The sequence below is a fragment of the Hydrogenophaga sp. genome (assembly GCF_051860785.1).
GTDB lineage: Bacteria > Pseudomonadota > Gammaproteobacteria > Burkholderiales > Burkholderiaceae_C > Hydrogenophaga.
The window spans coordinates 1-25,756 of the sequence record NZ_JBIMLB010000037.1 but is presented as its reverse complement, the minus strand read 5'-3'; the positions used below and the strand labels follow the sequence as shown (position 1 = coordinate 25,756).

The window sequence follows — 25,756 nt, the reverse complement described above, 5'->3', positions numbered from 1 at the left end:
GTAGCCAGAAAACCCATCAACCCAGTGGCTCAATATTCGACGTGATCACTGGCTCAGTTGTGCTGATGAATCAACAGCTGTACGAGCAGCAGCAGATTTCCCGCGTGCAGGCGCAGGTGCAAGAGCGCGAGAAGCGCGAAGCCGATCTGCGCCGCATCCACCGCCGCGCGGCCCGCCGTTCCGCCGAGAAGGGCAACCCGATCGCGCTGCGCCAGATGACCCTGTCCAACTCGGTGAGCGACATCCTGCACGAGGGCATCAGCCCGGATGGGGTGTACGAACTCACGCTGGAAGCCGGACGCCACATCGCGCGCGGTGAGGCTCTGAGCAACTGGATCAGCGCCCGCGCCAAAGAGATCGGGCGCGAGTTGGAGCGCCTCACACCTTTCTACACCGAGCAGCAGAAAGTCGCCCTGGCCAGTGCGCACAAGGTCATTGCCCACGTTAAGAGCCTGCAGGAGGGCATCCAGACCCTGCGCCTGTACACCGGTGAGGGCGTGGACGTGGTGCAGGTGCGCCAAGGCAACGACGCGCCCAGCCGTGAGCGCCTGACGCTCCTGCAATCAAAACGCTACATGGACGAGGAATTGGCCATCTGGGCTGACGCGGGCGTTGAGTTCGACTGGCGCTCCGCCGAGCGCTTCTTCACCGCCTTGCGCGAAAACGATGCGCTGCTCGACCAGGTGCTGCCAGCCCCGCGCTGCGTGGTCACCATGGCTGTGACGCGCCGGCAGATCCGCTACAGCGCGAACATGCACTGGTACGACCGCCTGATGAACGACATCGCCAACAAGGCGGTGTTCCTGCTGGTGCGCAACGGCCAGAACGTGCATGCGGTGTATTCAGATGAACCCTCGCACGAGGCAGCGGAGCGCCTGTTCCCTGCGGCGCACGAGGTCCGGGGCCACTTCGAGGGGCTCGACGGATCCACCATCGGCCTGCACGATGTTCGCTTCGGCAAGGCCAACGCCGATTGGGAGAGCACCAACCTGCACTACACCCGCCTGCTCATCCTGCTGTGCGGGCTCGACCACCGGGAGCGCCTCTTCGGCGACTTCTACCCGCGCGAGCAGGCCATGCGCATGCTCAGCCTCGACTTCCAGCGCCAATACTTCCAGTTCGTCCACGACGATGAGGAGCACGCCTTGCTGGGCGAGGGCTCGCGCGCCCCGGTGATGGAGTGGATCGCCGAGCGCAACAGCTACCTGCGCAGCGGCTCGCGTGTGGCCGTGGCGCCGGGCAACCAGCTCAAGGCGGTGCAGGGCGCCGGCACCAACATCCGAAAACTCAAGCCCATCGAAACGGGAGTGCCCAGCCAGTTCGTGGCGCGCGCCAGCGGGGGCTTTCACAAGGTCCAGATTCCGATGCGCAATCCAGATCATCGGCAGGTGCTGGCCACCGCATGGCTCGACGGCCCCAAAGCCCCCACCGAAATGGACACCTGGTTCCTGTGCCTGGACACCGTGCAGCTGGAGGATGTGAGCCACTACCTGCACAGCCGCACCAACCGAAGCGCCGACATCAGCTGGTTGCGCACCCTGCGCTACGTGCAGACGGTGCTGGAGCACGAGCGAGACGAACAGGCCAGCCTGCGCGCCTACCTGCGTGAGGCCGCCCTGCAGGCCCAGGTGCTGAGCGTGGCCACCGTGGACCAGGCCATCGACAACGCCATCGCCACGTGGCGGGCCGACCATGGTGGCGCCGACGCGCCGCAGGTAGGCGACACGCCGGCAGTCAATGCCATCCTGACCCTCATGTACCCCAGCCAGCGACTGGGAGAAGAACTGCTTGAGAAGGCGCGCGCGCTCTCGAACGAGCTGGGCGTCCAGCCGCTGCGGTTTTCTCGAACTGGCAAGGCCCGCTTCGCCCTGTACACCGCTGCGCGCGAGGAAGACCGGGCTCCGTACGGATCGCGCATTGGCTCTGCCACGCCCGACGCACGCGGCACAGCCATCGGCGCCTGCTGGGGCTGGGTCACGCGCCACGCGGTCAGCGAGACGCGGAGCAAGCTCAAAGTCACCTCCAGCGCCCCGGTGTGGCTCCTGCGCGCCAACCCCATCGCAGCCGAAGAAACGCTGGCTGAGTGGCCGGAGATGGAGCCCTTCCTCAACGACGCGGCCGAGCCGACCCGCCTGGTCGACCTGCGCCGCATGCATGAGGCGGTGCAGGAATCGCTCGCTTGGAAGCCTGTGCTGAGCGCCGGGCGCGCCGCTCCCCTGCGCCAGCAGGACGCCAGCACCCTGCCGCCAGAAGCCCGCGTGGGCATCCCGGCCGCGTTTATGCAGGAGATCCAGGCCTACACGAGGGTCGGCAGGGATTCATGTAAAAAACCGCAGAAACGACCTTAAGCCTATGATTCCATTGGAATTATGGTGGCATCGAAATTCAAAGGGCCGATCTTCCTTTTGAAGTCCAGCGTGTAGTCCCCAAACCGATTGATGTGCGCCGTGCGAAACGGCGCCAGGCCCCCCAGAATCTCCAGCGTGATCTCGGAGCCCTCATCTCGAAGCTCCTGCAGAACCCGCGTCATGCCCACCACGTTGTGCAAGATGATCATGTTGGCTACGAGGTGGTTGTACTTGATCACCTTGCGCTGCTCGTGCCGGATGTTCTCGGCAATGATCCCCTCTCCCCCGAGGAAGGACCAGCCGGCAAAGCCATTGAATTGCTCGCTCTTGTTGGTTTCGGCATGGATCACCTTGCGCAGACCGACATCGCCGATGTAGCTCAGCAGGAACATGGTCCGGATGACCTTGCCGAGTTCCACAAACGCGAAATACAGCTTGTTCTTGCGGCTGTAGGTGCCCAGCCGGCGCAGGATGGCCGACGGCGTGATCTTGCCGGTCTTGATGGAAACCGCCACCCGCAGCATCGCCGGCAAATGCAGTTCAATCAGCCGCCAGTCGATCACGTCGCTGAACAGGGCATTGATGTTCCGGTAAGCATTGCCCGGCTCTGGGCGATGGAATTTGAGGTCCTGGATACCCCGGATGCGCGGCATGAGCTGGATGCCCAGCAAGTGGGCCAGCGCGAAGACCGGGTAACTCTGGGCCTGCGTGTCTCCATGGATCGTGTCGGGCCGAATATCGGACTCGTTGGTCATCAGCCCGTCCAGGATGTGGATGCCTTCATAGGTCCCGCAGGAAATGAAATGGCTGAACAGCGCGATGAACTTGTCGGACACATGGTAGTAGCCGATGCCACCGTACCCGCCATAGCGGATATGGTGCTCGGACAGCAAGTTCTGCTCGTAAAGATTCCACTTCGTACCGTCCGCCGACGCGTGCTTGCCGGTGCCCCAGTAGCCTGGCAGTTCAAACTTGTTGTACGCATTGATCACCTTGACAATGGCCTTGTCCAGCAGGTCCTCGCTGACGTATTTCAGGTTCAGCCAGGAAATCTGGCGGCGGCTCAGCCCTTTGATGGATTTGGCGGTCTGCACCGGCCCGAGGTTGCAGCCGTAGCAAAACAGCGTCGTGATGACGCGCATGCGCAGGTCCGCAAGGCGGCTGTCCGTCCCGGCCAACGGCCGGAACAGCTTGTGCAGGTCGAGCCAGCGTTCGGTGTCGATCATGACATCCACGATGCTGGCCGCTTGCATCCGTTCGGTGATCATGGCGTCGATCCGCGCGGCGGCCTCGACGATTTCGGAGCGCGGCGGTTTGCGCAGAATCAGGCGGCCATCGACGATCTCGGCATGGGCGTTTTCCGGGAAAGCGGCGTCGATGTCCCGAGCCCGCTGAGCCATGGCGGATTTGAGCATCGTCACAAAGGTGCCGGGATCTGTCTCGATGCCGGTGACCTGGCCATAGTCGCCGACCTCCTTTTCAAAGGTTTCGTCATCGACCAGCTGCTCGCGGTAGTCGTCATAGCGCTCGCCGTACTTGATGAAGAGATCGCCCGACTTCAGGTCGTCCTTGACCGCATGCATGACCGCCAGCTCAAAATATCGGCGATGAACAGCCTCTGCCCGGCCCTTGCCTGATGGCCGGACCAGCACCAGCCTCTTCCACTGGGCGGACATCCATCGAAGGTCCTTGTCTTCACTCAGGCCCAGCATGTCCAGCAATACGATGTCCGCGCGGTTGTCACGCAGCTTGTAAAGGGCCTCAATCAGCCGCTCCACCACGTGGTCCTCGCTGCTGGCTTTGGGCGAGGCGATGCCAATGCAGTTGAGCAACTGGGCCCGGACCATCTTGTAGGGCTGCAGCAGGAAAGGCAGGTGGTTGCGGCCGGCGTAGGCCAGGTGCTGCTCGCATTCGTTCAGCAGTTCGTCCACCTCGGCCACGAGGGTGGTGCTGATGGCTTCAACGCGCTGGCTATCCGTCCCCTCCAATTGGTAGGCGCCCAGGATGTCTTTGAGCTGACCGACCAGCATGTCGGTTTTCTGGACCCGCTCCTGCTGGAAGGAGAGCAACTTCTGCCTGGCATTGTTTTCCAGGTTCTGCATGAGGCGAATGAACAGGTCCGCGGCATCGTCCAGAGACTGAGCATGCTGCGCCCGGATGAAGATCACCGCCAGGGCGTAGCGCTTTTGCGGCTTGAGTTGGGCCATCTCTGCCGCATCGAGGGCGCGCGCCAGGTGCCGGAACTGCTTGAGCTTGGGCACCGGCACGTCGGGCTTGGGAAGCTGCTCCACCAGGTATTGCAGGCGCCGGATGTGCTGAATGTAGGTGCGCGTTTCCTTGTTGGTCGGCCGCTTGGGTTCGCGCTTGAGCATTTGCCAGGGCGAAGCCGACTCACCCGTGGCGGTTTTAAGCAAGCCGTCGATCAGGGCCTTGGTATGAGCCGTCAACTGACGGGTGATCGCGGAGAAGTACCGGCTGTTGCTCTTTTCCCGGGCACGAAACGCCATCCGGTCCAGCGTCGAGAAGGCCGGCAACTCGTAGCGATGGTGGACCAACTCCTCCAGCATCACGTTGATGATGTCGGCCACCGCGTGTTTGGTCTCGGCCGCCGTGTTGGCCACGACCTCCAGCCAGGCGTGGCCCGCCGAGTTCAAGGGTTTGACATTCAAGTGCCGGCGCAAAGCCGCGAAAAGCGCCATGCGCGAGCCCGAGGCCTCGAAGCGCTTGAGGTCCGCTGCCAGGGGCGGCCGAGCCGCACCCACCTGCTGCGCAATGTGCTCTCGGATCGCCGGGGGCACCTCGGCCAAGGGGATGAAATAACCCAGACGCTGGAAGACCTTCAGGTGGATCAGCGCCGCCATGCGCGGCAGGGCGCGCTTGCCGATGCCGGCAGCCAGGCGTTGTTCATCTTCGGTCGGCGTGTAAAGCTCCGCCAACTCACGGGGTGTCGGATCGGGCTTCAGGCTGGGATAGGCCGTCTCATGGAGCGTGGTCATTTGCGGCGACGACCCCGCTTGGTTGCCTGTCTACCCATCGCCTCAATCCCAGTGTGAATCGGTGGCGGGTTCGTGAAACGAGGTTTCCAGCAGGCACTGGTTGTCCTCGGCGACGCGGTACATGTCATCGAGCAGCGTGGCGATCACCTCGTCCAGCGAGTCGCGGGACAGGTAAGGAATGCTCAACTCGTAGAGTGTGCCCTCGGCATTCAGGCGTTGCATGGAAAAACGCTCAAAACAGGTCTGCTCGATCAGCCGGTGGCCGCGGGCCAGGCCGCGCGACTGCTTGCTAAAGCGGGCCAGCACCATCGTGACGCGCAGGACCGCCACGGGCGTTGTTCCTTCGGCCGGCGGACGGGGAACGCCCGCCGGCTCTGTCCGCAAAAGCAACGCAGGCGGTGGCTGCTGAACGGCCGGTGCCAACGCAGGCAGGCCCTGCTCGAACCGGGCTTGCAGGCTGGAATCCGACGTATCCAGGTAGCGCATGGCCGATTTGACATCCTTCCAGCCGACGTATTCCATCAGCTCCTTGATGTCCCAGCCGCTGGCGCGAGCCCAGCCGGCAAAGCCGCGGCGCATGGAGTGGCTGCTGTATTCCTCGGGCGACTCAACGCCAGCTTGGGCGAACAGGCTGCGCAGCAAGGGGATCAGGCTGTTGGCGTGCAGACTCTCCTCGGCAACATGGCCCCAGCGATCAATCTTGCGGAACACTGGGCCCTCGGTCAATCCAGCGAGGCTGGCCCAGGCATTGAAGGCCGTCACGGGGCATAAGCGGGACAGGGCCGGGCATTTGAAAAAACGGCCCTGCAGTTGCCTGTCGCCTTTGCTGCGGCCCAGGTAGCAGGCCATGCCCTGGCCCGGTGTGACCTCGGTGTTCTCAACGCGCAGGTTGACCAGTTCGTCGGAGCGAAAGCCGCGCCAAAATCCCAGCAGCATCAGGCTGCGGTCGCGCGTGTGGCGCAACAAGGCTTGCTGGTCGCCGGACCGCTGCGCATGGCTGATGGCGCTATCGAGCCATTGATCGACTTGCTGAAGCACGGCCAGTTCGAGTGGGCGGGCGCGCTTTTCTGGCACCGTGTGAACGGAGCGAATGCCCTTGAGGACCTGGCGCGCCAAGGCCGATTTGGTGGGATCGGGGAAGCCTTGGTCGGTGTGCCAGCGAGACAGCGCCGCCAGCCGCTGGCGTAGGGTGTTGATGGCCAGGGTAGCCGCGTGGTCGGCCAGGTAGCGGGCAATCGCGTCCGCCGTGGAAGGCAGCAAACCTTTCCACTCAATCTCAAAATGGCGGATGGCCGAAGCGTAGCTCCGGCGCGTGTTGTCGCTCTCGGCTGCCTCGATGTATTGAGCAAGACGGGTCATATCGCGGTCGTCAGGGCCGTTACTCACTCAGGAGGAATGTCGCCAGCCGATGTATTTTTGCCGCAACCATCGCCTCGGACTTTGGAACGCTCCTCTCGCCGCAGGGCGAACTCAGGCAAATTGCAGCTCGATCTTGCCGGCGCGCCGCCGCACCGGGCCGACCACGATCTTCACGTCGTGTCCCAGCTTGGCCACCAGCTCCAGCAGCTTGGCTTCGCTGTCACCGCGGAACTGGCCGCGCGTGATGCGCGAGACCTTGGATTGATCGATGCCCAACAGCGTTGCAGCACCTTCTTGTGTCAGACGACGTGCCTTGATCGCACGGGCGATCTCGCCCGCGAGCTGGGATTTACGCTGCATTTCTGCAGCGTTGGTGTAACCCAGGTCTGCATAGACATTCGTGCCGCCTTCCTCGATCGTGCTTTCATTGTGCCCATTCATTTGCGTACTCCTTGTTGCACCTGCAAGACCCTCTCATCGGGTGTCCTGGGTGGCCTCAACTCGTGTTGTCTTGGACGCTTCTTCCAAGATCTCCTTACCGCCATTCGCCGCGATCCCCGCCACCACGACCCCCAGGATGAGGTCTGGGATGTTTGATCCCAGCCACATGACCAACGCCCCTGAAAGCACGATGGCTCCATTGACGATGGAGTCGTTGCTCGTGAAGATCGCGGATGCCTTGAAGTTCACGTCTTCCCCACGATGCCGTCGCAGCAACCTTAGGCACACAAGGTTCAAAGCTGCGTTCGCCGCGGCCACGGCCATCATCGCTGGGCCCACTGGCTCCTCGCCGCCAGCAAAGCGGCGCAGGACTTCCACAAGCAGTAGCACGGCAAGCCCAATGAGCAAGAACCCCGACAAGCGCGCCGCGCGGACCTTGACCAGCGCCGCCCGACCCACGGCGTACATGCTGACCGCATAGACCGACGCGTCGGCGAGGTTGTCCAAACCGGCGCCCATCAGCGCAGTAGAGGCAGCCCACACGCCAAGGCCGATGCTGGCGGCGGCCTGTCCCAGGTTGATGAGCAGCACTGTTCGCAGGATCTTGCGGTCTGCCGCGTTGCTCGCATCCAGCCCGAACTCGTCGTCATCGTCAGTTTCAGCCATGAGTTGCTCTTTCAAATTTCTAAGATCATCGGGCCCGAAGCGACTGAAGGGTCAATGTGTGATGTAGCGAAAATGCTACGGCGCAACCGCAGGACGCCTCAGCGGCGCCCGGTCAATTGCGGAAGCCGCCGCAGGCACCGTTGAAAGTGCTGCCCGCAGTTCCGTCGGGCTCAGGATTTCCGAAAGCACGCGCGGAGCAGCGTTGCGGGTGTAGAGCACATACAGCGGTACGCCGTTGCGGCCGAGCGCCGCCAAAGCAGCAGTGATTGCCGGGTCGCGGAGGGTCCAATCGGCGCGCAGCAGGGCGACATCCCTGGCGGCGAAGTCGGCCAGCACCTGCGTATCCTGCAGCACCGTCTTCTTGTTGTACTGGCACGTGACGCACCATGCGGCTGTGAAATCGACAAACACCGGTCGCCCGCCGGCCAGCAGTTGCTCCACGCGGCCCGGCTCCCACGCTTGCCAGATGTCTTCCTTTGCCGCAACAACGCGCTCGGGCCGCCCGGTGCCGATCTGCGCGGCCAGCAGCCAGGCGAACCCCGCCGTCCAGGCAACCGCGATCATGCCGACGATCAATCGTGCACGCCCCGACAAGCCGAGACCCCACGCCAGCATGCTGATGGCGACGAGAAGCACCAGCAGCGCGCTCACCGCATCGATCCCGCTTTGCTGCCCCAACACCCACAGAAGCCACGCCACCGCCGCAAACATCGGGTACGCCATCAGCTTCCGAAAAGTCACCATCCACTCGCCAGACTTCGGTAGCACGCGCGCAACGGCCGGGATCCAACTGGCGACGAAATACGGCAAGGCCATGCCGAGTCCAAGCGTCGCAAAGATCAGCAGGGCCTGCGTTGCTGGCAGCCCGATCGCGAATCCCAACGCCGCGCCCATAAACGGAGCTGTGCAGGGCGACGCCACCACAACGGCCAGCACGCCGGACAGAAAGGAGTTCAGGACGGGATGGTTGCTTTGCAGCGATGCCACGCGGGAGGGAACGAACTGGCGAAACTCGAACACGCCTGCCAGATTCAGACCGATCAAGGTGAACAACACGGCCAGTGAGGCGACCACTCCGGGAATCTGCAACTGGAACCCCCACCCGAGCTGCTGCCCGGCACTGCGCAGCGCGACGACCAGCAAGCCCAGCGCCGCAAACGAAGCAATGACCCCGGCGGAGTACGCGGCGCCATCGATGCGTCGGGCCCTCTGATCGCCAGCATGCTGGGCAAAGCCGACCACCTTGATCGCCAGCACCGGGAAGACACAGGGCATCAGGTTCAGGATCAATCCGCCCAGCAGCGCGCCCAGCAAAGCGGCCGCCAACGTCAACCCTGCGCCCGACTTCGCCGCAGCCGCGGCCGCGTTGTTGCGCAGGGCTTCCTGCAAGGCCGGCGATAGCGTTGCCGGTGCCGCCACGGCAGGCCATGTGCCTTGCACTCGCGCGTCGATGCTCCAGCGGTCGTTCTCCTGTGTCAGCACTATAGGCATGACCTGCGGACTCTGGCTGCGGTGTGGCGAAAGCGGCACCTGCGCCGTCCAAGTTCCCCCATCCCATGCCTGGCTCCATTTGGCCGAAGTCTCGATCACCTCGGCAGTCTCGGGAAAGAACTCCAGTGGTTTGCCCTTGAGGTCCGCCGGCAATCCGCTGACCCGCAAGCGCAACGCAGCGCCTTCGATCGTAGCGCTTGCTTGGCCCGCCAGCGGTTTAGGCTGCGCCGCAAAGCTTGCCTCGAACGCGGGACCGTGCGAGGCCGTCGTGCTCTTGGCGGAAATCGAAAGAGAGAACTCACCCTCCTCAGGAATGCACAATTCGCGGCAAACCAGCCAGCTCGCCTTGAGCTTGATGTCCAGGGCGTCGGCCAGCAGCGACGGATTGAATTCTGGCGTGATGGTCAGTGGAACCGGCAGCAGCACCGTGTGCTCGTAGCCATAGTTGACGAGCGTGCCGAGCAGAAACTTTCGGGGCGCAGGCCATGCGATTTCGCCCGCCATGACACCGGAGGGCAGCTTCCATTCCAGCCTGGTGGGAAGCCCGGAATCGCCAGAGTTCTTCCAATAGGAATGCCACTCGGGCTGGTGCGCAAGCTGCAGGCCAACCCAGACGGTCTTGCCCGGTTCGATGCCCTCTGGCGCGTGGGCCAGCAGTTCGGCGCGGGTGCGTTCAGTTACCACCACGCTCTTGCCGCTGGACTGGGCCGATGCTGCCCCGCCTGCGAGCAGGATCAGCAACGTGAGGAAGTTGGCAGCGTGAGATGCAAGGCGCGTGAACATGGAACAGGTGCAGCATTGCGGTGGCGGGATGCGCACCGTCGGGGCGGACTATAGGTGCATTCCACGCGCGGACTGCCAGCAGCCCGGGCTGACCCGGGGTCTCTACGCAGGTCCAGTTGACTCTACCGCGACTAGAGGGTTTCCAATTTCTGCCGGACCCTTTTTAGGACTGAAAATGAAAACGAAAGAAACTCCGTTTTTTGATGCCGTCATCCGGTACGGCAGCTACCCTCTGGTTGTAGGCGCCACGGCCCTGGTACTTTTCGGGGGTCTGGCTGGCGGCTGGCCGTATTTCCCGACGGTGCCACTCACCGTAGCCGCGGCGCTCGCGGTGATCGCGCTGCTGGAGCGAAGGCTGCCATTCCACGCAGCCTGGCGCCATGACCATCGGGACAGCGTGTGCGATGCGATCCACGCTGTCGTGAACCTGATGGTGCTGCTTGCCGTCCACGGCGTGGTCGCAGCCCTGGCACCCGTGTGGTCCGCCGGGATCTGGTGGCCCGATCAGTGGCCGCTTTGGGCGCAGGCCCTTGCCGTCGGCATGGTGCTCGATCTCAGCCTCTACAGCGTCCATTGGTTGAGTCACCGTGTGGCGTGGCTTTGGCGATTCCACGCGATCCACCACAGCTCCGAACGCCTCTATTGGCTCAACGGTGAGCGCCGGCATCCCCTGCATGCCGGGATGATGGCCGCGCCCGGCTTGATTGCCGTGGTGCTGATGGGCGCACCGGCCCTGGCCGTCGGAGCATGGCTCGGGCTGCTCGCCGTGCACCTGGCGTTCCAGCACTGCAACCTGGACTACCGAATCGGACCGCTCCGCTTTTTGATCGGTGCGGCTGAGGTCCACCGCTGGCACCACAAGCGCGAGTACGAAGATGCCCAGGTCAACTTCGGCGAGTTCTGGATGGTGTGGGATCACCTGTTCGGCACCTTCCGGTTGCCCAGGCACAAGCTGGGCGCCAACGAAGTGGGACTCAAAGAGGTGGACTTTCCGATGGAGTACGGCGCGCAGCTGGCGTACCCATTTCGGGCGCTGGCGCCGGCAGCAAATGCCGCCTCCGGTGCCTACGCGCTGGCCCGCGCGGCTTTCCTGCGTGAAACCAGGGCGGCAGCTTCTTGCGAGGCCGCCGGCGACCTGAGCAGCGCGTGGCGCGCCCATGAACTCGGCCATATCGTGGCGCAGCCCTATCTCAGCCTGCACCTGCGCAGCCACGCGGCCATGCTGGGTTTGGCCTGGAGGACCCGCAATACCTCGGAAGTCCTGGCCCAAGCGGTACGGCTCGCGTTGGTGCCTATCGGCCATGCCCTCGGCCGCACTCCGCCACAAAACGTCGGGACTGGCCGCTTTGGCGTACTGGAACACGGCACATGGCCGTCGGAGCTGGACCCCATAACTTTCCAGCGCCGATAACATCAGCTTCATGATGGAAGAACAGAGCCGCATTGCCGCCGAGCTCGGCGTAACCCGGCAGTTCGATGCATCGGCGGAGATCAACAGGCGCATTCAGTTCCTGGTCGAATACGCACGCGCGGCAGCCGCGACGTCTCTGGTACTCGGGATCAGCGGCGGCGTGGACTCCACTGTGGCCGGGCGCCTCTGCCAACTGGCGGCGCAACAGCTGCGCTCGGCGGGACTGCCGATCCGGTTCATCGCGATGCGCCTGCCTTATGGCGTGCAGGCGGATCAGGCCGAGGCGCAGCGAGCCGTCGAATTCATCGATGCGGACGAGACGCTTGCCATGGACATCAAGCCGGCGGCCGACGCCGTGCTGCACCAGCTCGTAGCCGGCGGGCTCAGGTTCAATGACCATTGGCAGGAAGACTTCGTGCTCGGCAACATCAAGGCGCGCCAGCGCATGATCGCCCAGTACGCCGTGGCAGGCGCCACGGGCGGCCTGGTGGTCGGTACCGACCACGCTGCGGAGGCGGTCATGGGCTTTTTCACCAAGTTCGGCGACGGCGGATTCGACCTGAGTCCGCTGGGCGGCCTCACCAAGCGGCGTGTCCGGGCCTTGGCACTGGCTCTCGGGGGTGACGAGCGTTTGGCGCACAAGGTCGCCACCGCAGACCTCGAATCCATGCAGCCGTTAAGGCCCGACGAGGCGGCGCTCGGCGTCAGCTACGACGCCATTGACGATTTTCTCGAGGGAAAGGATGTCGACCCAGCCGCAGCAAAAGTCATCCTGCAGGCGTTCCACCGCACGGCCCACAAGCGGGCCCAGCCGGCCGTTCCCTTCCCGTAGCGCGCCGTTTGGGCCTCAGGCGGGCTCGGCCAAGCGGTTGAGAATCCCGCATTCGCGCGCGGTGCGGGCGCTGTCGCACGAGCGGCGCAGGTCTATCAGCTCGCGCTCCAGCTCACGCAGGTCTTTGATCTTGGCCCGCACCTGGGCGATATGGGAATCCACCAAGGCGTTGACGTCGCCGCAGTCCAGCGCCGGCCGGTCGCGAAAACTCAACAACTGGCGGATCTCATCCAGCGCCATGTCCTTGGCGCGGCAGCGGCGGATGAAGATCAGACGCTGTAAGTGCACGTCGTCATACAGCCTGAAGTTGCCCTCGCTTCGCGCGGGTTCGGGAAGCAAACCCTCTGTCTCGTAGAAGCGCACTGTCTGCACCAGGCAGGCCGCCCTTTTAGCGAGTTCACCGATTTGCATCATGGTCGATCTCCGTAAAAGCCTTGACTCTATACCAGCTAGAGGTTGTCAAATTATGTGCATGCGGGGAAAACCCTGCCAAAGTTGAACCATGCCTATGAACAACGACCTTTCCAATTCCTGCGGCTGCTCCGCCAGCAATGGCCAACAGACGAGCTGCGCCAAGGACAAGCCAAGCGACGAAACCACCGTCTTCCATGTGAGCAACATGGATTGCCGCAACGAGGAGGCGCTGGTGCGGCGCACGCTGGAGGGCATGCCCGGCGTCGAGCGGCTGGAGTTTGACCTTGCGCAGCGCAAGCTGACCGTTACGCACAACAGGGTTTCGCCCGATGCCTTGGAGCAGGCGCTGAGCTCGGTCGGCATGAAGGCACAGGCTGCCCGCGCTGCCGCAGTGCTGACGGCCAGTGGCCCCGGGCCGGCGGCAGCTTTGGCTGCCATCGCACCCCCGACCACACAGCCACAGGCGCCCGTACCGGCTCCCATCACGTCAGCCGGCGAGCGCGTGACCTACCGAATCGACAACATGGATTGCCCGACGGAAGAAGCGCTGATCCGCAACCGCCTCGGCAAGGAGCCGGGCGTTACCGCGCTCGACTTCAACCTGATGCAGCGGGTGCTGGGCGTCCAGCACACCCTGCCTTCCACGGAGCCCATCGAGAAGGCGCTCGCTTCCATCGGGATGAGGGTCGAGCGGCAAGACCACCAGGAGGTCTCCACGGTCCTGCGCATCGCCAAGATGGACTGCCCTACCGAAGAGGGCCTGATCCGCGGCAAGTTACAAGGCATGCCGGGCGTACAGGGCCTAGACTTCAATCTGGTGCAGCGCACGCTTACCGTCCGCCATGCGCCTGACGCAATCAAGCCCGTGGTCGAAGCGATCGAGTCGCTGGGCATGGAAGCCGAGGTACAGAAGAACGACGAGCTGCACGACCCCCACGCACCCGCGCAGAGGACCAATTGGTTGCCGATGGCTGTCTCCGGCATCGCGGCCTTGCTCGCCGAGGGCGTGTACTGGGTCAACGACGGCAATCACTGGGCCGTGGTTGTCCTGGCCCTGGTGTCCATCGTCACTGGCGGCCTCAGCACCTACAAGAAGGGCTGGATTGCGCTGAAGAACCTCAATCTGAACATGAATGCCTTGATGTCCATTGCGGTCACGGGCGGAATGGCGATCGGCCATTGGCCCGAAGCGGCCATGGTCATGTTCCTTTTTGCGCTGGCCGAGGTAATCGAGGCCAAGTCACTCGACCGGGCACGCAACGCCATTCGCGGCCTGATGGACCTGGCGCCGGAGACCGCGACTGTTCAGCAAGCCGACGGCTCATGGAGGGAAGTCCCAGCCAAGGAAGCGTTCAAGGGCGCGGTGGTCCGGGTGCGACCTGGAGAGCGCATTGCGCTGGACGGCTTGATCATTGCGGGCCGTTCGGCCATCAATCAGGCGCCCATCACCGGCGAAAGCCTCCCCGTCGAGAAGGCCGAAGGTGACCAGGTGTTCGCGGGCACCATCAACGAGACCGGCTCCTTCGAGTACGAGGTGACCGCGGGCGCCAACGACTCAACGCTCGCGCGCATCATCCATGCCGTGGAATCGGCGCAGGGCAGCCGCGCGCCCACGCAGCGTTTCGTCGACCAGTTCGCCCGGGTCTACACGCCGGCTGTGTTCGCGGTGGCCGTGCTGGTGGCGGTGGTTCCGCCGCTCGCCTTTGGCGGCGTCTGGTTCGACTGGATCTACAAGGCCCTCGTGCTGCTGGTGATTGCGTGCCCCTGCGCCCTGGTCATCTCCACGCCGGTCACCATCGTCAGCGGCCTGGCGGCTGCCGCCAGACGCGGCATCCTGATCAAGGGCGGCGTCTACCTGGAAGGAGGGCGCAAGCTGAAGGCGCTGGCTCTGGACAAGACCGGCACGCTCACCCACGGCAAGCCTGAACAGACCGACTTCGTACCGCTGCTCGGCAACGCGCAGGAGGTTGCCGTCTGGGCCGCCAGCCTGGCCGACCGCTCGGACCATCCGGTCTCGCAAGCGATCGCTCGCAAGGCGAACCGGGACAGCGTTGCGCTGCAAGAAGTGGACGACTTCGCGGCGTTGCCTGGCCGCGGCGTTCGCGGCCGCATCGCCGGGCGCATGCTGAACATGGGAAACCACAGGCTGGCGAAGGAGCTGGGCCTCAGCGAAGTGGCGCTTCAATCGCGACTGGAGGCCCTCGAGCGCCAGGGCAAGACTGCAATTCTGCTCATGGATGAAGCAGGCGTGCTCGGCATCTTCGCCGTGGCCGACACCGTCAAGGAAACGAGCCGTGAGGCGGTGGCCGACCTGCAGGCCCTCGGTGTGCGCACTTTGATGCTGACCGGCGACAACCAGCACACGGCCGCCGCCATCGCAGCGCAGGTCGGGATCACTGAAGCACGGGGCGACCAACTGCCCGAGGACAAGCTCAAGACCATCGAGGGACTGATTGGCGGTGAAGGCCAGGTGGGCATGGTCGGCGACGGCATCAATGACTCGCCCGCACTCGCGCGGGCCGACATCGGCTTCGCCATGGGCGCGGCTGGCACCGACACCGCCATCGAAACGGCCGACGTTGCCCTGATGGACGACGACCTGCGCAAGATCCCCACCTTCATCCGGCTCTCGCGCACCACCGCGGCGATCCTCACGCAGAACATCGTTCTGGCCCTGGGCATCAAGGCGGTGTTCCTCGTACTGACGTTCACAGGACAAGCCACGATGTGGATGGCCGTGTTCGCGGACATGGGGGCGAGCATGCTGGTCGTTTTCAACGGGCTGCGCCTGCTGAAACGCAAGACGGCCTGACTCAACAGGCAAGCTGTGGGCGGCACGACGAATTCTTGTTTTTTGGCGCACTTCAGCCGCCGAACGTAACTCCGAGAGAGCTTCTGAAGCCGAGAAAAAGTAGATGAACCTTCCTTTTCGCAATGCCCAGTGGTATGCACTCGCGATCATCGTATTCGCTGCCGACCAGGCCGCCAAGTCCGACATCGACATGACGACTCCATTGGGGTGGTCACGTGAGGTCACATCATTTTTCAACCTGGTGCACGTTCTCAATCCCGGCGCTGCGTTCAGTTTCCTCGCGGGCGCGGGCGGCTGGCAGCGATGGTTCTTCCTCGCAATCGCCCTCGCGGTGTCGGCGTGGTTGGTCTGGCTACTGTTGCGTCCGCTGCGCAAACTTGAATGCCTTTCTTACTGTCTCATCCTGGGCGGGGCTTTGAGCAACGGATTCGACCGCGCCGTACGCGGGCACGTCATCGACTACCTCGACTTCCACCTGCGCGGCTGGCACTGGCCGGCCTTCAACATTGCCGACATGGCCATCGTGGGCGGGGCGGTTGCGCTGGTGCTCCAGACGCTCTTGAGTGCCGAAAACTCCGCCGCAGCAAATGAGTCCCGGTGAGTTGGGGCGAGCTGAAATTTTTAGCGTGGACACAGCACAAGACATCAATCTGTCGAAAGTAGTCCGAGGCATCTGCGCGGAGAGCCGCTGCCGTTTCCAGTGGCCATCGACGATACCGGCGCGGTTGCCAAGGCCTGGAGCGGCGTGAATGTCACCCCAACATCGTCACTCGTGAACAAGCGAGGGGAGATCGTCGAGCGCTTTGTAGGAAAAGCGGACTTCGCCGAACTTCATCAATTCATCGACCAGCTGCGTTCCGAACGCTGAGCGAGACCATTCTTTTCTTCCGTTTTTCATCATGATCAAAAGACGCGTTTTCTGTAGCCTTGCGCTTCCGTTGAGCCTCACCGTCCTCACCCCTTCGCGCGCTCAGGAACAGTTCGTCCCGGGCCGGCACTACGTGGAGGTTTCTCCCCACCAACCGACCAAGGACTCGAAACAAGTAGAGGTGCTTGAGTTCTTCGCCTACAGCTGTTCGCACTGCAGTGCATTCGAGCCTGCGCTAGAGGCCTGGTTGAAGAAGTTGCCGCGAGACGTCCTTTTCCGCCGCATCCCGGTCGCCTTCCGCGAAGACTTTGTGATCCATCAGCAGCTCTACTTTGCCCTGGAGGCGATGGGCCTTGTAGAGCAACTGCATGGGAAGGTGTTCCAGGCCATCCATGCTGAGAGACAACGACTGGTAACGCATGCGGACATCGCCTCCTTCGCCGCGAAGAACGGCGCCGATGGCAAACGCCTCGTGGAGACGATGAGCTCCTTCGGAGTCGCCGGCAAGGTCAAGCAGGCAACCGCATTGGCCGGCGGCTACAAAATCGAAGGCACGCCTTCGCTTGGCGTGGATGGCAAATGGCTCACATCTGGATCCCAGGCCGGCTCGAACTCACGCTCCCTGGACGTCGCCGACCATCTGATCGCGCTGGCCAAGAAGGCGCGATGAATGCGGTGTCCCACTTTTCGGCGGTGTCACGCGCTCGCTTGTGGGACTTGGGTGGCCGGCAACACGGCTTGAAGCAGGTGACTTCTGCTTCGTCTCTCGAGCGACTAAAATTCAAGTTGAACATAGTCGTATACGCGGTGCTACAGGAGTGCAGTTTGTTGATTGGAGCAGAGAGCCGCTATGCGAAACCATGTGAACACGGTGTGAGTCCGTAGTGATCAACGGGCGCATGAAGTATTGGACTAGGTATGAATAGGCTGCTCCTTTTGCTTGCTTTCTTTGTCTTTCCGCTCCAAATGACATGGGCGGCGATGGACAACTATTGCCAGCAAATGCAACCCTTGAGTATCGAGGTCTGCAGCGGATGTTCCGAACCGCTTGCTTTTTCTGTCGACGAGGGGCCGAATGAAACGACGACGGACGCAGTAAAGTCGGTCCAAGACTGTGACGGCCATTGCTCAGGACAATGCAATTCCGCTGCATCCTCTCAAAGCCTGCTTTTCTGGTTTCCCCCCAGCGCTGCTCCCTCGGCGTTGCTTTCTGGTCATATCCTATCGACCATTGACGCTCGGCCATACAGGCCGCAGTGGCTTCGACAGCGCGTCTAATTTTCGGCCGCCGTGCAAAGGGCTGCCGGTGGCCGCAGTCTAGTACAGCCCTGACCCTCCCAAAGTAATTGGTGCGGCTGAACAGCTTAGAAGCTGTTTTTGGCTAGGCAAGCTCGCGCCGATCACGACGGCAGGAATGGCGCGTTTGCAAAAAGGTGCTCGCAAATTCCGGGATTGCTGGAAGCGCTACCCCCTCCAGGATCGAGCATTTCCACCACGAGCTACTCGAAATAGCCCCGGATGTCCGCGGCAACCCGCACATAGCTGAAGAAAGCGTTGAGGAGCAGGATTTGAACAATCGGCATCATGAAACAGGCAGAAGCGCGATTGCTCTGACAGCAGTCTTTGTGGTCACTGTCACAATTTTGCTTTCTGGATGTAGAGGCAAGGACGTCTCTCAACCCACTTTTAACGCCGTGGACATCACAGGCGCGGCTTGGGGCAATGACTTTCGGCTGACTGATCACAACGGTCAGCTTAGGACGCTGGCGGATTTCCGTGGAAAGGCCGTAGCTGTCTTCTTTGGATATTTGAACTGCCCAGATGTATGTCCTACGACGATGGCAAAGTTGGCGGCGACCAAGGACGCTTTGGGCAAAGACGGAGAACGGCTTCAAGTACTTCTCATCACGCTCGACCCCAAACGCGATACGCCTGACATTCTTCGTCAGTATGTTCCCGCCTTCCATCCAACCTTCCTCGGTTTGTACGGCGATGAAGTGACGACTGCCACCATCGCCAAAGAATTCAAGATCTTCGCTGAGCGCCAGAAGCCAAACGCAGATGGGTTCTACACGGTCGATCACAACGGTGGAATTTTCGTATTCGACCCGGGAGGTCGGATTCGATTGTTTTTCAGTGACGAGCATGGTCCAGAAGCGATAGCACAAGATCTGCGGGCGTTGCTGGCACAGATCAACGAACGGAGTAAAGGATGAGCGGTGATCCAGCGTTGTCTGATAGCAGCTTGCCTGCTTCGCGCGCAATCGCGCTGTTGGAAGTCGAAAACCTCGCATGCGAGCGCGGCAACCGGTTAATGTTCAAAAGCCAAAACTTCCAAGTGGAGGCGGGAACTGGTCTTTGGGTGCACGGTGAAAACGGTAGCGGCAAAACAAGCTTGTTGCGCGTCTTGGCTGGCCTGAGTCCGCCTGCTGCTGGCGAGGTTCGTTGGAACGGCGTACAGATTAAAGCGCTTGGTGCCGAGTACCGTCGCACGCTTACTTACTGCGGTCACTTGGCTGGGTTAAAGGACGATTTAACGGCCGAAGAGAACCTGCTGACAGCATCAACGATCGCTGGAAAGCCCATTACGACAGAGTCCGCACGTGCAGCGCTGCGCGAAGTCGGATTGGCTGGTCGATTGAACCTGCCTGCCCGCGCACTTTCGCAAGGGCAAAGACGCAGGGTCGGTCTGGCACGCTTGTTGTGTGAGCGCGTATCGATATGGATGCTTGACGAGCCACTTGCGGGACTTGATACACGCACAGTTGACTGGCTTTCCGAATTAATCGATGGCCATTTGAGCGGCGGCGGCCTTGTGGTTTTGACCAGTCATCAAGAGATCTCGGTTGCAAAATCCTTCCGAACTGCACGCTTGGACCTATGACCGAGATTTCGCTTTGGCGTGCGCTTGGGGGAGTTGTGCGAAGGGACTTGCGTTTGTCCATGCGGCGCAAATCAGACCTGCTGACTACGCTGTTTTTCTTCATCATCGTTGTCAGCCTCTTCCCGCTCGGCATCGGCCCAGACTTCGGCATATTGCGCAAGATCGGCCCGGGGGTTTTGTGGGTCGCGGCATTGCTGGCAGCCATGCTTTCGCTTGGGCGATTGTTTGAGCAAGATCTTGCAGATGGAACACTTGAACAGATGGCATTGTCGCCGGTTCCACTCGGCGTTCTGGTAGTGGGAAAGTTGCTCTCGCATTGGCTGCTGGCGGGCTTGCCAATAACGTTGCTCGCCCCACTGTTGGCACTGCAGTTCGATTTGCCACTGCCATCCATAGCAACGCTTGCAGCCGCCCTGGCGCTCGGCACACCGGTCCTCAGTCTGGTCGGCGCGATCGGTGCATCTCTGACCTTGGGGCTGCGAAGTGGCGGTGCGCTTGCCTCCTTGTTGGTGCTGCCGTTGTATGTGCCGGTGCTGATTTTTGGTGCTGGTGCTGTGGAAGCGCAGGCGGCGGGGCTATCGGCGGCCGCGCACTTGTCGTTGTTGGCGGCGGTGCTCATGGTGGCCGCGTTTTTTGCGCCGTGGGCAACCACGGCGGCGCTACGGATTGCGTTGGAGTAACGAATGATTGAACGAGCAGGTTACTGGTTTAGGTTCGCCTCACCGCGTACCTTTTACCCATTGGCGGGAATTTTGATTCCCTGGTTTTCCATTGTTGCCGCAGCCTTAGCAGTGGCCGGCCTGTATGTGGGATTTTTTATCGCACCAACCGACGCCCAACAGGGTGAGGGGTACCGCATCATCTTTGTGCACGTGCCAGTTTCATGGATGTCGATGTTCATCTATCTGGTCATGGCAGGCTGGGCGGGAGTGGGATTGGCTTTCAACAGCCGAATGGCCGGGATGATGGCCTCGGCCCTGGCGCCGACCGGCGCAATGTTCACATTCCTGTCCCTCTGGACGGGCGCTCTATGGGGCAAGCCCATGTGGGGTACGTGGTGGGTGTGGGACGCACGGCTGACCTCAGAGCTCATTCTGTTGTTTCTCTACCTGGGCTTCATAGCGCTGCAATCGTCGATAGACGATCCACGCCGCGCGGATAAGGCCGGCGCCGTGCTTGCGCTGGTCGGCGTTGTTAACGTCCCGATCATTTACTTTTCTGTCCAATGGTGGAACACCCTGCACCAAGGTGCGTCGGTGTCGCTGACCAAAGCACCTTCGATGGCGACCACGATGTTGGCCGGCATGCTGCTCATGGTTTTGGCGTGCTGGACGTACACCGCGGCCGCGACGCTGGCCCGTGCGCGCTGCATTGTTCTTGAGCGCGAACGGCACGCGGGGTGGTTGAAAGAGTTGATAGAGGAGCAGCGATGAGCTGGAATAGTCCAAGCGAATTTTTCGCGATGGGTGGATACGGTTTGTATGTGTGGGGTTCGCTTGCCGTTACGGCCAAGTGCTTGATCCTGGAGACATTCTTTATCCACCGACGGCGCCGGGCAGCGCTCACTCAACTTCAAGGTGAATCTGCTTTAGAACAGGAATTATTGAATGAAAAATCGTCATAAGCGAGGATTGCTTATAGCCGGTGGACTCGCTGCCCTGGGCATCGCCGCCGCATTGGTTCTCAATGCAATTCAAAGCAACTTGGTGTTCTTCTATACGCCCACTCAAGTCAAAGCTGGCGACGCCCCCGAAGGCCGGACGTTTCGCATCGGCGGCATGGTGAAAGCTGAAAGTATGCGGCGTCAAAGTGACGGTCTGACCGTGCACTTCATAGTCACCGACACGGCCAAGGACATGACGGTCACCTATACCGGAATCTTGCCGGACCTCTTCCGCGAAGGGAAAGGTGTTGTGGCGCAAGGAAAGCTTGGCGGCGATGGCGTGTTCCGAGCCGATGAGGTGCTGGCCAAGCATGACGAAAACTACATGCCTCCAGAAGCGCAGCATGCACTGGACCAGGCAAAGAAGCCTAACGACGCGAACAAGCGGTAGCCATCATGATTCCAGAACTCGGCCATTTTTCACTGATCCTTACCTTGTTTGTTGCGCTTGCCCAAGGCGGGTTGTCGCTGGTGGGCGCAATGCGGGGAAAAGCAGCTTGGATAGCGTTCGCGCGCCCAGCAGCGCGCGTGCAGTTCATGCTCATCCTCATCAGCTTTGCCTCTCTGACATGGGCATTTGTCACCAAGGATTTCTCGGTCGCCTACGTCGCGCAAAATTCGAATAGCCAACTTCCTCTCGTCTATCGCATAGCTGCGGTATGGGGTGGTCATGAAGGGTCCTTGTTGCTGTGGATGCTCATGCAGACCGGTTGGGCTTTTGCGGTGAGTATTCTCTCGAGGCAACTTCCGGATGAGATGGTCGCGCGCGTGCTGGGCGTACTCGGTCTCATATCTGCCGGCTTTCTGCTCTTTATCTTGCTCACATCGAATCCGTTTGAGCGGCTTGTGCCAGCCGCTCTGGAAGGCCGAGATTTAAATCCTTTGCTGCAGGACCCTGGACTGATCTTCCATCCGCCGTTGCTGTACATGGGATATGTCGGCTTCTCGGTAGTATTCGCGTTTGCTATCGCCGCGCTGCTAGCCGGAAGGCTGGATGCTGCTTGGGCTAGGTGGTCTCGGCCCTGGGGAACGGCTGCCTGGGTCTTTCTCACGCTCGGAATTGCCTTGGGTAGTTGGTGGGCGTATTACGAACTTGGATGGGGCGGATGGTGGTTCTGGGACCCGGTCGAAAACTCTTCCTTCATCCCATGGCTCGTCGGGACGGCGCTGATTCATTCGCTCGCGGTCACTGAAAAGCGGGGCGCTTTCAAGAACTGGACGGCCTTGCTCGCAATATGCACGTTTTCGCTTTCGCTGTTGGGTGCTTTCCTCGTACGCTCGGGCGTACTGACCTCAGTGCATGCGTTTGCAACCGACCCACGCCGCGGCGTGTTCATCTTGATGCTGCTGGCACTGGTGGTGGGAACGTCACTGTTTTTGTTCGCACTGCGCGCGCCTAAGGTTGGTTTAGGTGGGCGCTTCGGTCTTGTATCGCGCGAATCACTGTTGCTGATCAATAACGTGCTTCTAACAGTTGCCGCTGCATCCGTGCTTCTTGGGACGCTTTACCCGCTAATTGTCGATGCGCTCGGCTTTGGCAAGCTGTCGGTGGGTCCGCCATATTTCAATACGGTCTTCGTCCCGTTAATGGTGCCGGCACTACTGCTCATTGCTGTGGGTCCTTTGGCTAAGTGGAAGGCCGCAGACATCAGCGGCATGTTGATGCGGTTGCGAGTTCCCGGACTCGTGGCCCTGTTGAGCGGATTTGGCGCGCCTTTCTTGCTAGGCCGCTGGTCACCCCTGATTGGATTGGGACTGGGGCTGGCTGGCTGGATCGTTGCGAGCGTCGCTGTCGCGTTCTTTGAGTCCGCAAAGCGCAGTGGGCTCGCCAAGCAGTCGAGCAGTTGGTTTGGGATGCATGTGGCACACCTAGGCATTGGTGTATTTGTGGCCGGGGTTACCGTGGTGATGGGGTACGAGGCTGAGCAAGATGTACGCATGAGCCCTGGTGACTCAGTAAATGTGGGAGGGTACGATTTCAAGCTACTCGAAGTGCGTCAGGCCAGCGGCATCAACTATGCCGCGACCGTGGCCGCTGTTGAACTCTCCCGAGGCGGAGTCACTCTCGGCATGCTTCATCCGGAGAAGCGGACCTATGCTGCCTCCTCGATGCCGACGACGGAAGCAGCAATCGATACCAATGCGCTGCGTGACCTCTACGTGTCGCTTGGGGAGCCTCTGGAGGGCGGAGCGTGGAGCGTGCGGGCGCACTACAAACCATTTGTCAGCTGGATTTGGGGGGGATGCCTGCTGATGTCGTTGGGTGGGCTGCTTGCGGTGAGCGATCGACGCTACCGACTGAAACTGCGTATGCGAGTCAGCCCTCTTGCTGGTGAGGTGGCGCCGTGAACCGGTTCATGTGGCTGCTGGTCGGTTTTGTCGCGCTGCTCTCGCTCCTTGGTGTTGGTCTCACGCTCAAGCCCGGCGAAGTCCCCTCTCCGCTAATCGGCAAAGCCGCACCAGCCTTCTCGTTGCCGCAGCTCGACTACCCCGACCTCACTTCTTCTCCGGAGAGTATGCGCGGCAAAGTGTGGCTGCTAAATGTGTGGGCGTCGTGGTGTGTCGCCTGCCTGCAGGAGCATCCGGTGTTTGTCGATCTGGCAAAGAGCGGACTGGTGCCCATCGTTGGGTTGAACTATAAAGATCCGCGCAAAGATGCGCTCGAATGGCTGCGCCGACATGGGAACCCCTACCTACTATCCGTCTCTGATAGTCAGGGGCGTGTAGGCATCGACTATGGCGTGTACGGCGTACCAGAAACCTTTGTTATCGATAAAGCGGGAATCATTCGCTTCAAGTACATCGGTCCGATAACACCAGAAGCAATGCGAGACAAACTTATCCCCCTCATTAGAGAGCTGCAAAAGTGAAGCGATGGCTTTTTGCAGCAATTTGCTGTGCGTTTGCCACTGCCTGGGCCGGGACCGCCGTGCCAATGGCCCAGAACCCGGAGACCGAGCGACGGATGGCCGAGATCAGCACCGAACTGCGTTGCTTGGTCTGCCAGAACGAATCGATTGCCGCGTCTCGCGCGGATTTGGCTGTCGACCTGCGACGCCAGATACGCGAGCAAATTGAAAGCGGCAAGAACGACGAGGAGATCCTTGCCTACATGGTTGATCGCTATGGTGATTTCGTCCGCTACCGTCCTCCAGTAAAGGCTACAACGCTTCTATTGTGGTTTGGGCCGGCAGTCTTGCTCGTCGTCAGTCTGATTGCACTTCTGCAATATCTGCGCAGGCGCAGCAGCAACGTGGACGACTTGCCGTTGAGCAACGAGGACCGACGCCGAGCCGAAGGACTACTGACAAACAACCGGGATGTCGAACCATGAATTTGAACTACATTTTTTTTGCCAGTGCGATCGGACTTGCCGTGTTTGTCGTTCTGTTGCTTGCCCCAGTGCTTTGGCGAGCGCGCAGGGCATCGCCTATTGAACGCAAAAACTTGAACATCGCAGTACTTCGCGACCAATGGACAGAACTCGAGCGCGATGTGGCCAGCGGGCTGTTGCCGGTCGCAGATCAAGAACTGGCGAAGCAGGAACTGCAAAAACGTGTACTTGCCGAGTCGCGAGATGAGTCGACGACTAGTACCGCTGACTCGGGCAGCAAGCGCACGGCAGTCATGTTCGCTGTTCTACTTCCGCTGGCCTCGTTTGCCGTGTATGGCGCGCTCGGCGCTCCCGCCGCGCCGTCGCCGGTCAAGTCCGGCTTGGAGCTCACGCGTGCTGATGTAGAGGTAATGGTGGCGTCGCTCGAACAAAAGTTACGACAAAATCCCGACGATCAAAATGGCTGGGCGATGCTGGCGCGTTCGCTTCGCGTGTTCGGACGTCATAAGGATGCTGCAGACGCATTTGCGCGAGCTGGCGCGGTGGTGGAGAGTGACCCGCAACTGTTGACTGAGCACGCTGAGACGTTAGCGATAAGCCGGGACGGCGACTTCGCGGGCGAACCCACTGAATTGCTAGAGCGCGCGCTGAAGCTGGACCCTACACACCCTTTAGCACTGGCTCTTGCAGGATCCGCGGCGTTCGAGCGCGCTGACTACGCGGTTGCGATTGCGCGCTGGCAACGGCTACGTGGTCAACTGCCGCCCGATTCCGAAGTAGGTCAGGCTATAGCGGAAAGCCTTGATAGGGCACGTCGGGCTCAAGATGGACAACCAGCCCCGCGATAGCGCCTAGAACACAACGATGGTTAAAAAAAAGTCCTCAAGAACTCTGTTCACTACTGCGGCCCTGCTTGGCGTCATCGCGGGCGCGGTTGTCGGGAGTCGCTACTACGGCTTAGGAGTCTCCACCTTAAAGGAGGGTGAAGCGAGTATGACGCGGAACATTGGCGGTCAGAAATTCCTGCGTTGGAAAAGCCCGCGAGAATTGCCAATGCTGTCCTTCGAAGATGAAGCGGGCAAGATGCTGACCCTTGCCGATTTCCGCGGTCGCACGGTACTGCTCAACATCTGGGCCACTTGGTGTCCGCCTTGCCGAGAAGAAATGCCTTCGCTGGACCGCTTGAACGCAAAGCGAGGCGGCTCGGCTTTCGAAGTCCTGGCGCTTTCGATCGATGGTGATCCCGCTGTAGTAAGGCCGTTCTATCGAGAGACAGGGATCAAAACGCTGCAAGAATACTTCGATCCAAAAGGCCGCTCCCTCGCGGTGCTAGGAGCGTTTGCTGTACCTGTGACACTGTTAATTGATAAGAATGGTCTAGGGAAGGTCTGCACAACCCCCGCCGCAGCGTGAGCTGAGTCGATGGATTTCGGATGTCGACATCGAAGTCGGAT

Annotated in this window: 22 protein-coding genes and 2 pseudogenes; 18 read left to right on the top strand and 6 right to left on the bottom strand. The window is 61.3% G+C overall.

Annotation, left to right across the window (positions count from 1 at the left end):
* A pseudogene (locus ACTIF6_RS26465) lies at positions 1-2,348 on the top strand (hypothetical protein); the annotation flags it as partial.
* A gap of 2 nt (positions 2,349-2,350) precedes the next feature.
* Here the strand turns inward: ACTIF6_RS26465 and ACTIF6_RS26460 are convergent.
* The 5 genes from ACTIF6_RS26460 to ACTIF6_RS26440 form a co-directional block, all read right to left on the bottom strand.
* Entirely contained in the window at positions 2,351-5,344 is a 2,994-nt protein-coding gene (locus ACTIF6_RS26460; protein WP_439590699.1) for a Tn3 family transposase, read from the bottom strand.
* A 42-nt stretch (positions 5,345-5,386) separates the two neighbouring features.
* A complete protein-coding gene (locus ACTIF6_RS26455; RefSeq protein ID WP_439590698.1) occupies positions 5,387-6,703 on the bottom strand; it encodes a site-specific integrase in 1,317 nt (438 codons plus the stop codon).
* Between the two features lie 111 nt (positions 6,704-6,814).
* On the bottom strand, positions 6,815-7,144 hold the full coding sequence (locus ACTIF6_RS26450) for a helix-turn-helix domain-containing protein (RefSeq protein WP_035609249.1): 330 nt from the start codon (positions 7,142-7,144) through the stop codon (positions 6,815-6,817).
* 33 nt (positions 7,145-7,177) lie between these two features.
* Positions 7,178-7,810 (bottom strand): cation transporter, encoded by a 633-nt coding sequence (locus ACTIF6_RS26445; RefSeq protein ID WP_035609250.1) that lies wholly within the window; start codon positions 7,808-7,810, stop codon positions 7,178-7,180.
* 75 nt (positions 7,811-7,885) lie between these two features.
* Positions 7,886-10,084 (bottom strand): protein-disulfide reductase DsbD family protein, encoded by a 2,199-nt coding sequence (locus ACTIF6_RS26440; RefSeq protein WP_035609253.1) that lies wholly within the window; start codon positions 10,082-10,084, stop codon positions 7,886-7,888.
* A 175-nt stretch (positions 10,085-10,259) separates the two neighbouring features.
* Here ACTIF6_RS26440 and ACTIF6_RS26435 point away from each other — a divergent pair, with 175 nt between their 5' ends.
* Both ACTIF6_RS26435 and nadE read left to right on the top strand, forming a co-directional pair.
* Complete coding sequence (locus ACTIF6_RS26435; RefSeq protein WP_060985179.1) at positions 10,260-11,495, top strand: sterol desaturase family protein; 1,236 nt, start codon at positions 10,260-10,262, stop codon at positions 11,493-11,495.
* A 10-nt stretch (positions 11,496-11,505) separates the two neighbouring features.
* On the top strand, positions 11,506-12,327 hold the full coding sequence (gene nadE / locus ACTIF6_RS26430) for an ammonia-dependent NAD(+) synthetase (protein ID WP_035609258.1): 822 nt from the start codon (positions 11,506-11,508) through the stop codon (positions 12,325-12,327).
* A 15-nt stretch (positions 12,328-12,342) separates the two neighbouring features.
* Here the strand turns inward: nadE and cadR are convergent, their stop codons facing one another.
* Complete coding sequence (gene cadR, locus ACTIF6_RS26425; RefSeq protein WP_035609259.1) at positions 12,343-12,741, bottom strand: Cd(II)/Pb(II)-responsive transcriptional regulator; 399 nt, start codon at positions 12,739-12,741, stop codon at positions 12,343-12,345.
* Positions 12,742-12,835: 94 nt separating this feature from the next.
* Here cadR and ACTIF6_RS26420 point away from each other — a divergent pair, with 94 nt between their 5' ends.
* From ACTIF6_RS26420 to ACTIF6_RS26350, 15 genes and pseudogenes are all read left to right on the top strand, one after another.
* Positions 12,836-15,553 (top strand): heavy metal translocating P-type ATPase, encoded by a 2,718-nt coding sequence (locus ACTIF6_RS26420; protein ID WP_439590697.1) that lies wholly within the window; start codon positions 12,836-12,838, stop codon positions 15,551-15,553.
* A gap of 103 nt (positions 15,554-15,656) precedes the next feature.
* Positions 15,657-16,154, top strand: coding sequence for a signal peptidase II (lspA, locus tag ACTIF6_RS26415; protein WP_035609264.1), 498 nt, complete (start codon positions 15,657-15,659; stop codon positions 16,152-16,154).
* 87 nt (positions 16,155-16,241) lie between these two features.
* Positions 16,242-16,421 (top strand): annotated as a pseudogene (locus ACTIF6_RS26410) (TlpA family protein disulfide reductase); the annotation flags it as partial.
* Positions 16,422-16,491: 70 nt separating this feature from the next.
* Entirely contained in the window at positions 16,492-17,091 is a 600-nt protein-coding gene (locus tag ACTIF6_RS26405) for a thiol:disulfide interchange protein DsbA/DsbL (RefSeq protein WP_439590696.1), read from the top strand.
* Positions 17,092-17,854: 763 nt separating this feature from the next.
* Complete coding sequence (locus tag ACTIF6_RS26400) at positions 17,855-18,637, top strand: SCO family protein (RefSeq protein ID WP_439590695.1); 783 nt, start codon at positions 17,855-17,857, stop codon at positions 18,635-18,637.
* On the top strand, positions 18,634-19,305 hold the full coding sequence (ccmA, locus tag ACTIF6_RS26395; RefSeq protein WP_439590694.1) for a cytochrome c biogenesis heme-transporting ATPase CcmA: 672 nt from the start codon (positions 18,634-18,636) through the stop codon (positions 19,303-19,305). Before ACTIF6_RS26400 ends, ccmA begins: the two co-directional genes overlap by 4 nt.
* Positions 19,302-19,985, top strand: a complete 684-nt coding sequence (gene ccmB / locus ACTIF6_RS26390) for a heme exporter protein CcmB (RefSeq protein WP_439590693.1) — start codon at positions 19,302-19,304, stop codon at positions 19,983-19,985. Before ccmA ends, ccmB begins: the two co-directional genes overlap by 4 nt.
* A gap of 3 nt (positions 19,986-19,988) precedes the next feature.
* Entirely contained in the window at positions 19,989-20,738 is a 750-nt protein-coding gene (gene ccmC, locus ACTIF6_RS26385; RefSeq protein ID WP_439590692.1) for a heme ABC transporter permease CcmC, read from the top strand.
* On the top strand, positions 20,735-20,929 hold the full coding sequence (ccmD, locus tag ACTIF6_RS26380) for a heme exporter protein CcmD (protein WP_439590691.1): 195 nt from the start codon (positions 20,735-20,737) through the stop codon (positions 20,927-20,929). Before ccmC ends, ccmD begins: the two co-directional genes overlap by 4 nt.
* Entirely contained in the window at positions 20,913-21,359 is a 447-nt protein-coding gene (ccmE, locus tag ACTIF6_RS26375) for a cytochrome c maturation protein CcmE (RefSeq protein WP_439590690.1), read from the top strand. Before ccmD ends, ccmE begins: the two co-directional genes overlap by 17 nt.
* 5 nt (positions 21,360-21,364) lie before the next feature.
* On the top strand, positions 21,365-23,317 hold the full coding sequence (locus tag ACTIF6_RS26370) for a heme lyase CcmF/NrfE family subunit (protein ID WP_439590689.1): 1,953 nt from the start codon (positions 21,365-21,367) through the stop codon (positions 23,315-23,317).
* Between the two features lie 8 nt (positions 23,318-23,325).
* Positions 23,326-23,838 (top strand): DsbE family thiol:disulfide interchange protein, encoded by a 513-nt coding sequence (locus ACTIF6_RS26365; protein WP_439590688.1) that lies wholly within the window; start codon positions 23,326-23,328, stop codon positions 23,836-23,838.
* Positions 23,835-24,302, top strand: coding sequence for a cytochrome c-type biogenesis protein (locus tag ACTIF6_RS26360; protein ID WP_439590687.1), 468 nt, complete (start codon positions 23,835-23,837; stop codon positions 24,300-24,302). Before ACTIF6_RS26365 ends, ACTIF6_RS26360 begins: the two co-directional genes overlap by 4 nt.
* Entirely contained in the window at positions 24,299-25,150 is an 852-nt protein-coding gene (gene ccmI, locus ACTIF6_RS26355) for a c-type cytochrome biogenesis protein CcmI (protein ID WP_439590686.1), read from the top strand. The genes ACTIF6_RS26360 and ccmI overlap by 4 nt, the downstream gene beginning before the upstream one ends.
* A gap of 16 nt (positions 25,151-25,166) precedes the next feature.
* The gene (locus ACTIF6_RS26350) at positions 25,167-25,715 is read left to right on the top strand and encodes a TlpA family protein disulfide reductase (protein ID WP_439590685.1); all 549 of its coding nucleotides are present in this window, start codon (positions 25,167-25,169) and stop codon (positions 25,713-25,715) included.
* The last annotated feature ends 41 nt before the right edge of the window (positions 25,716-25,756 follow it).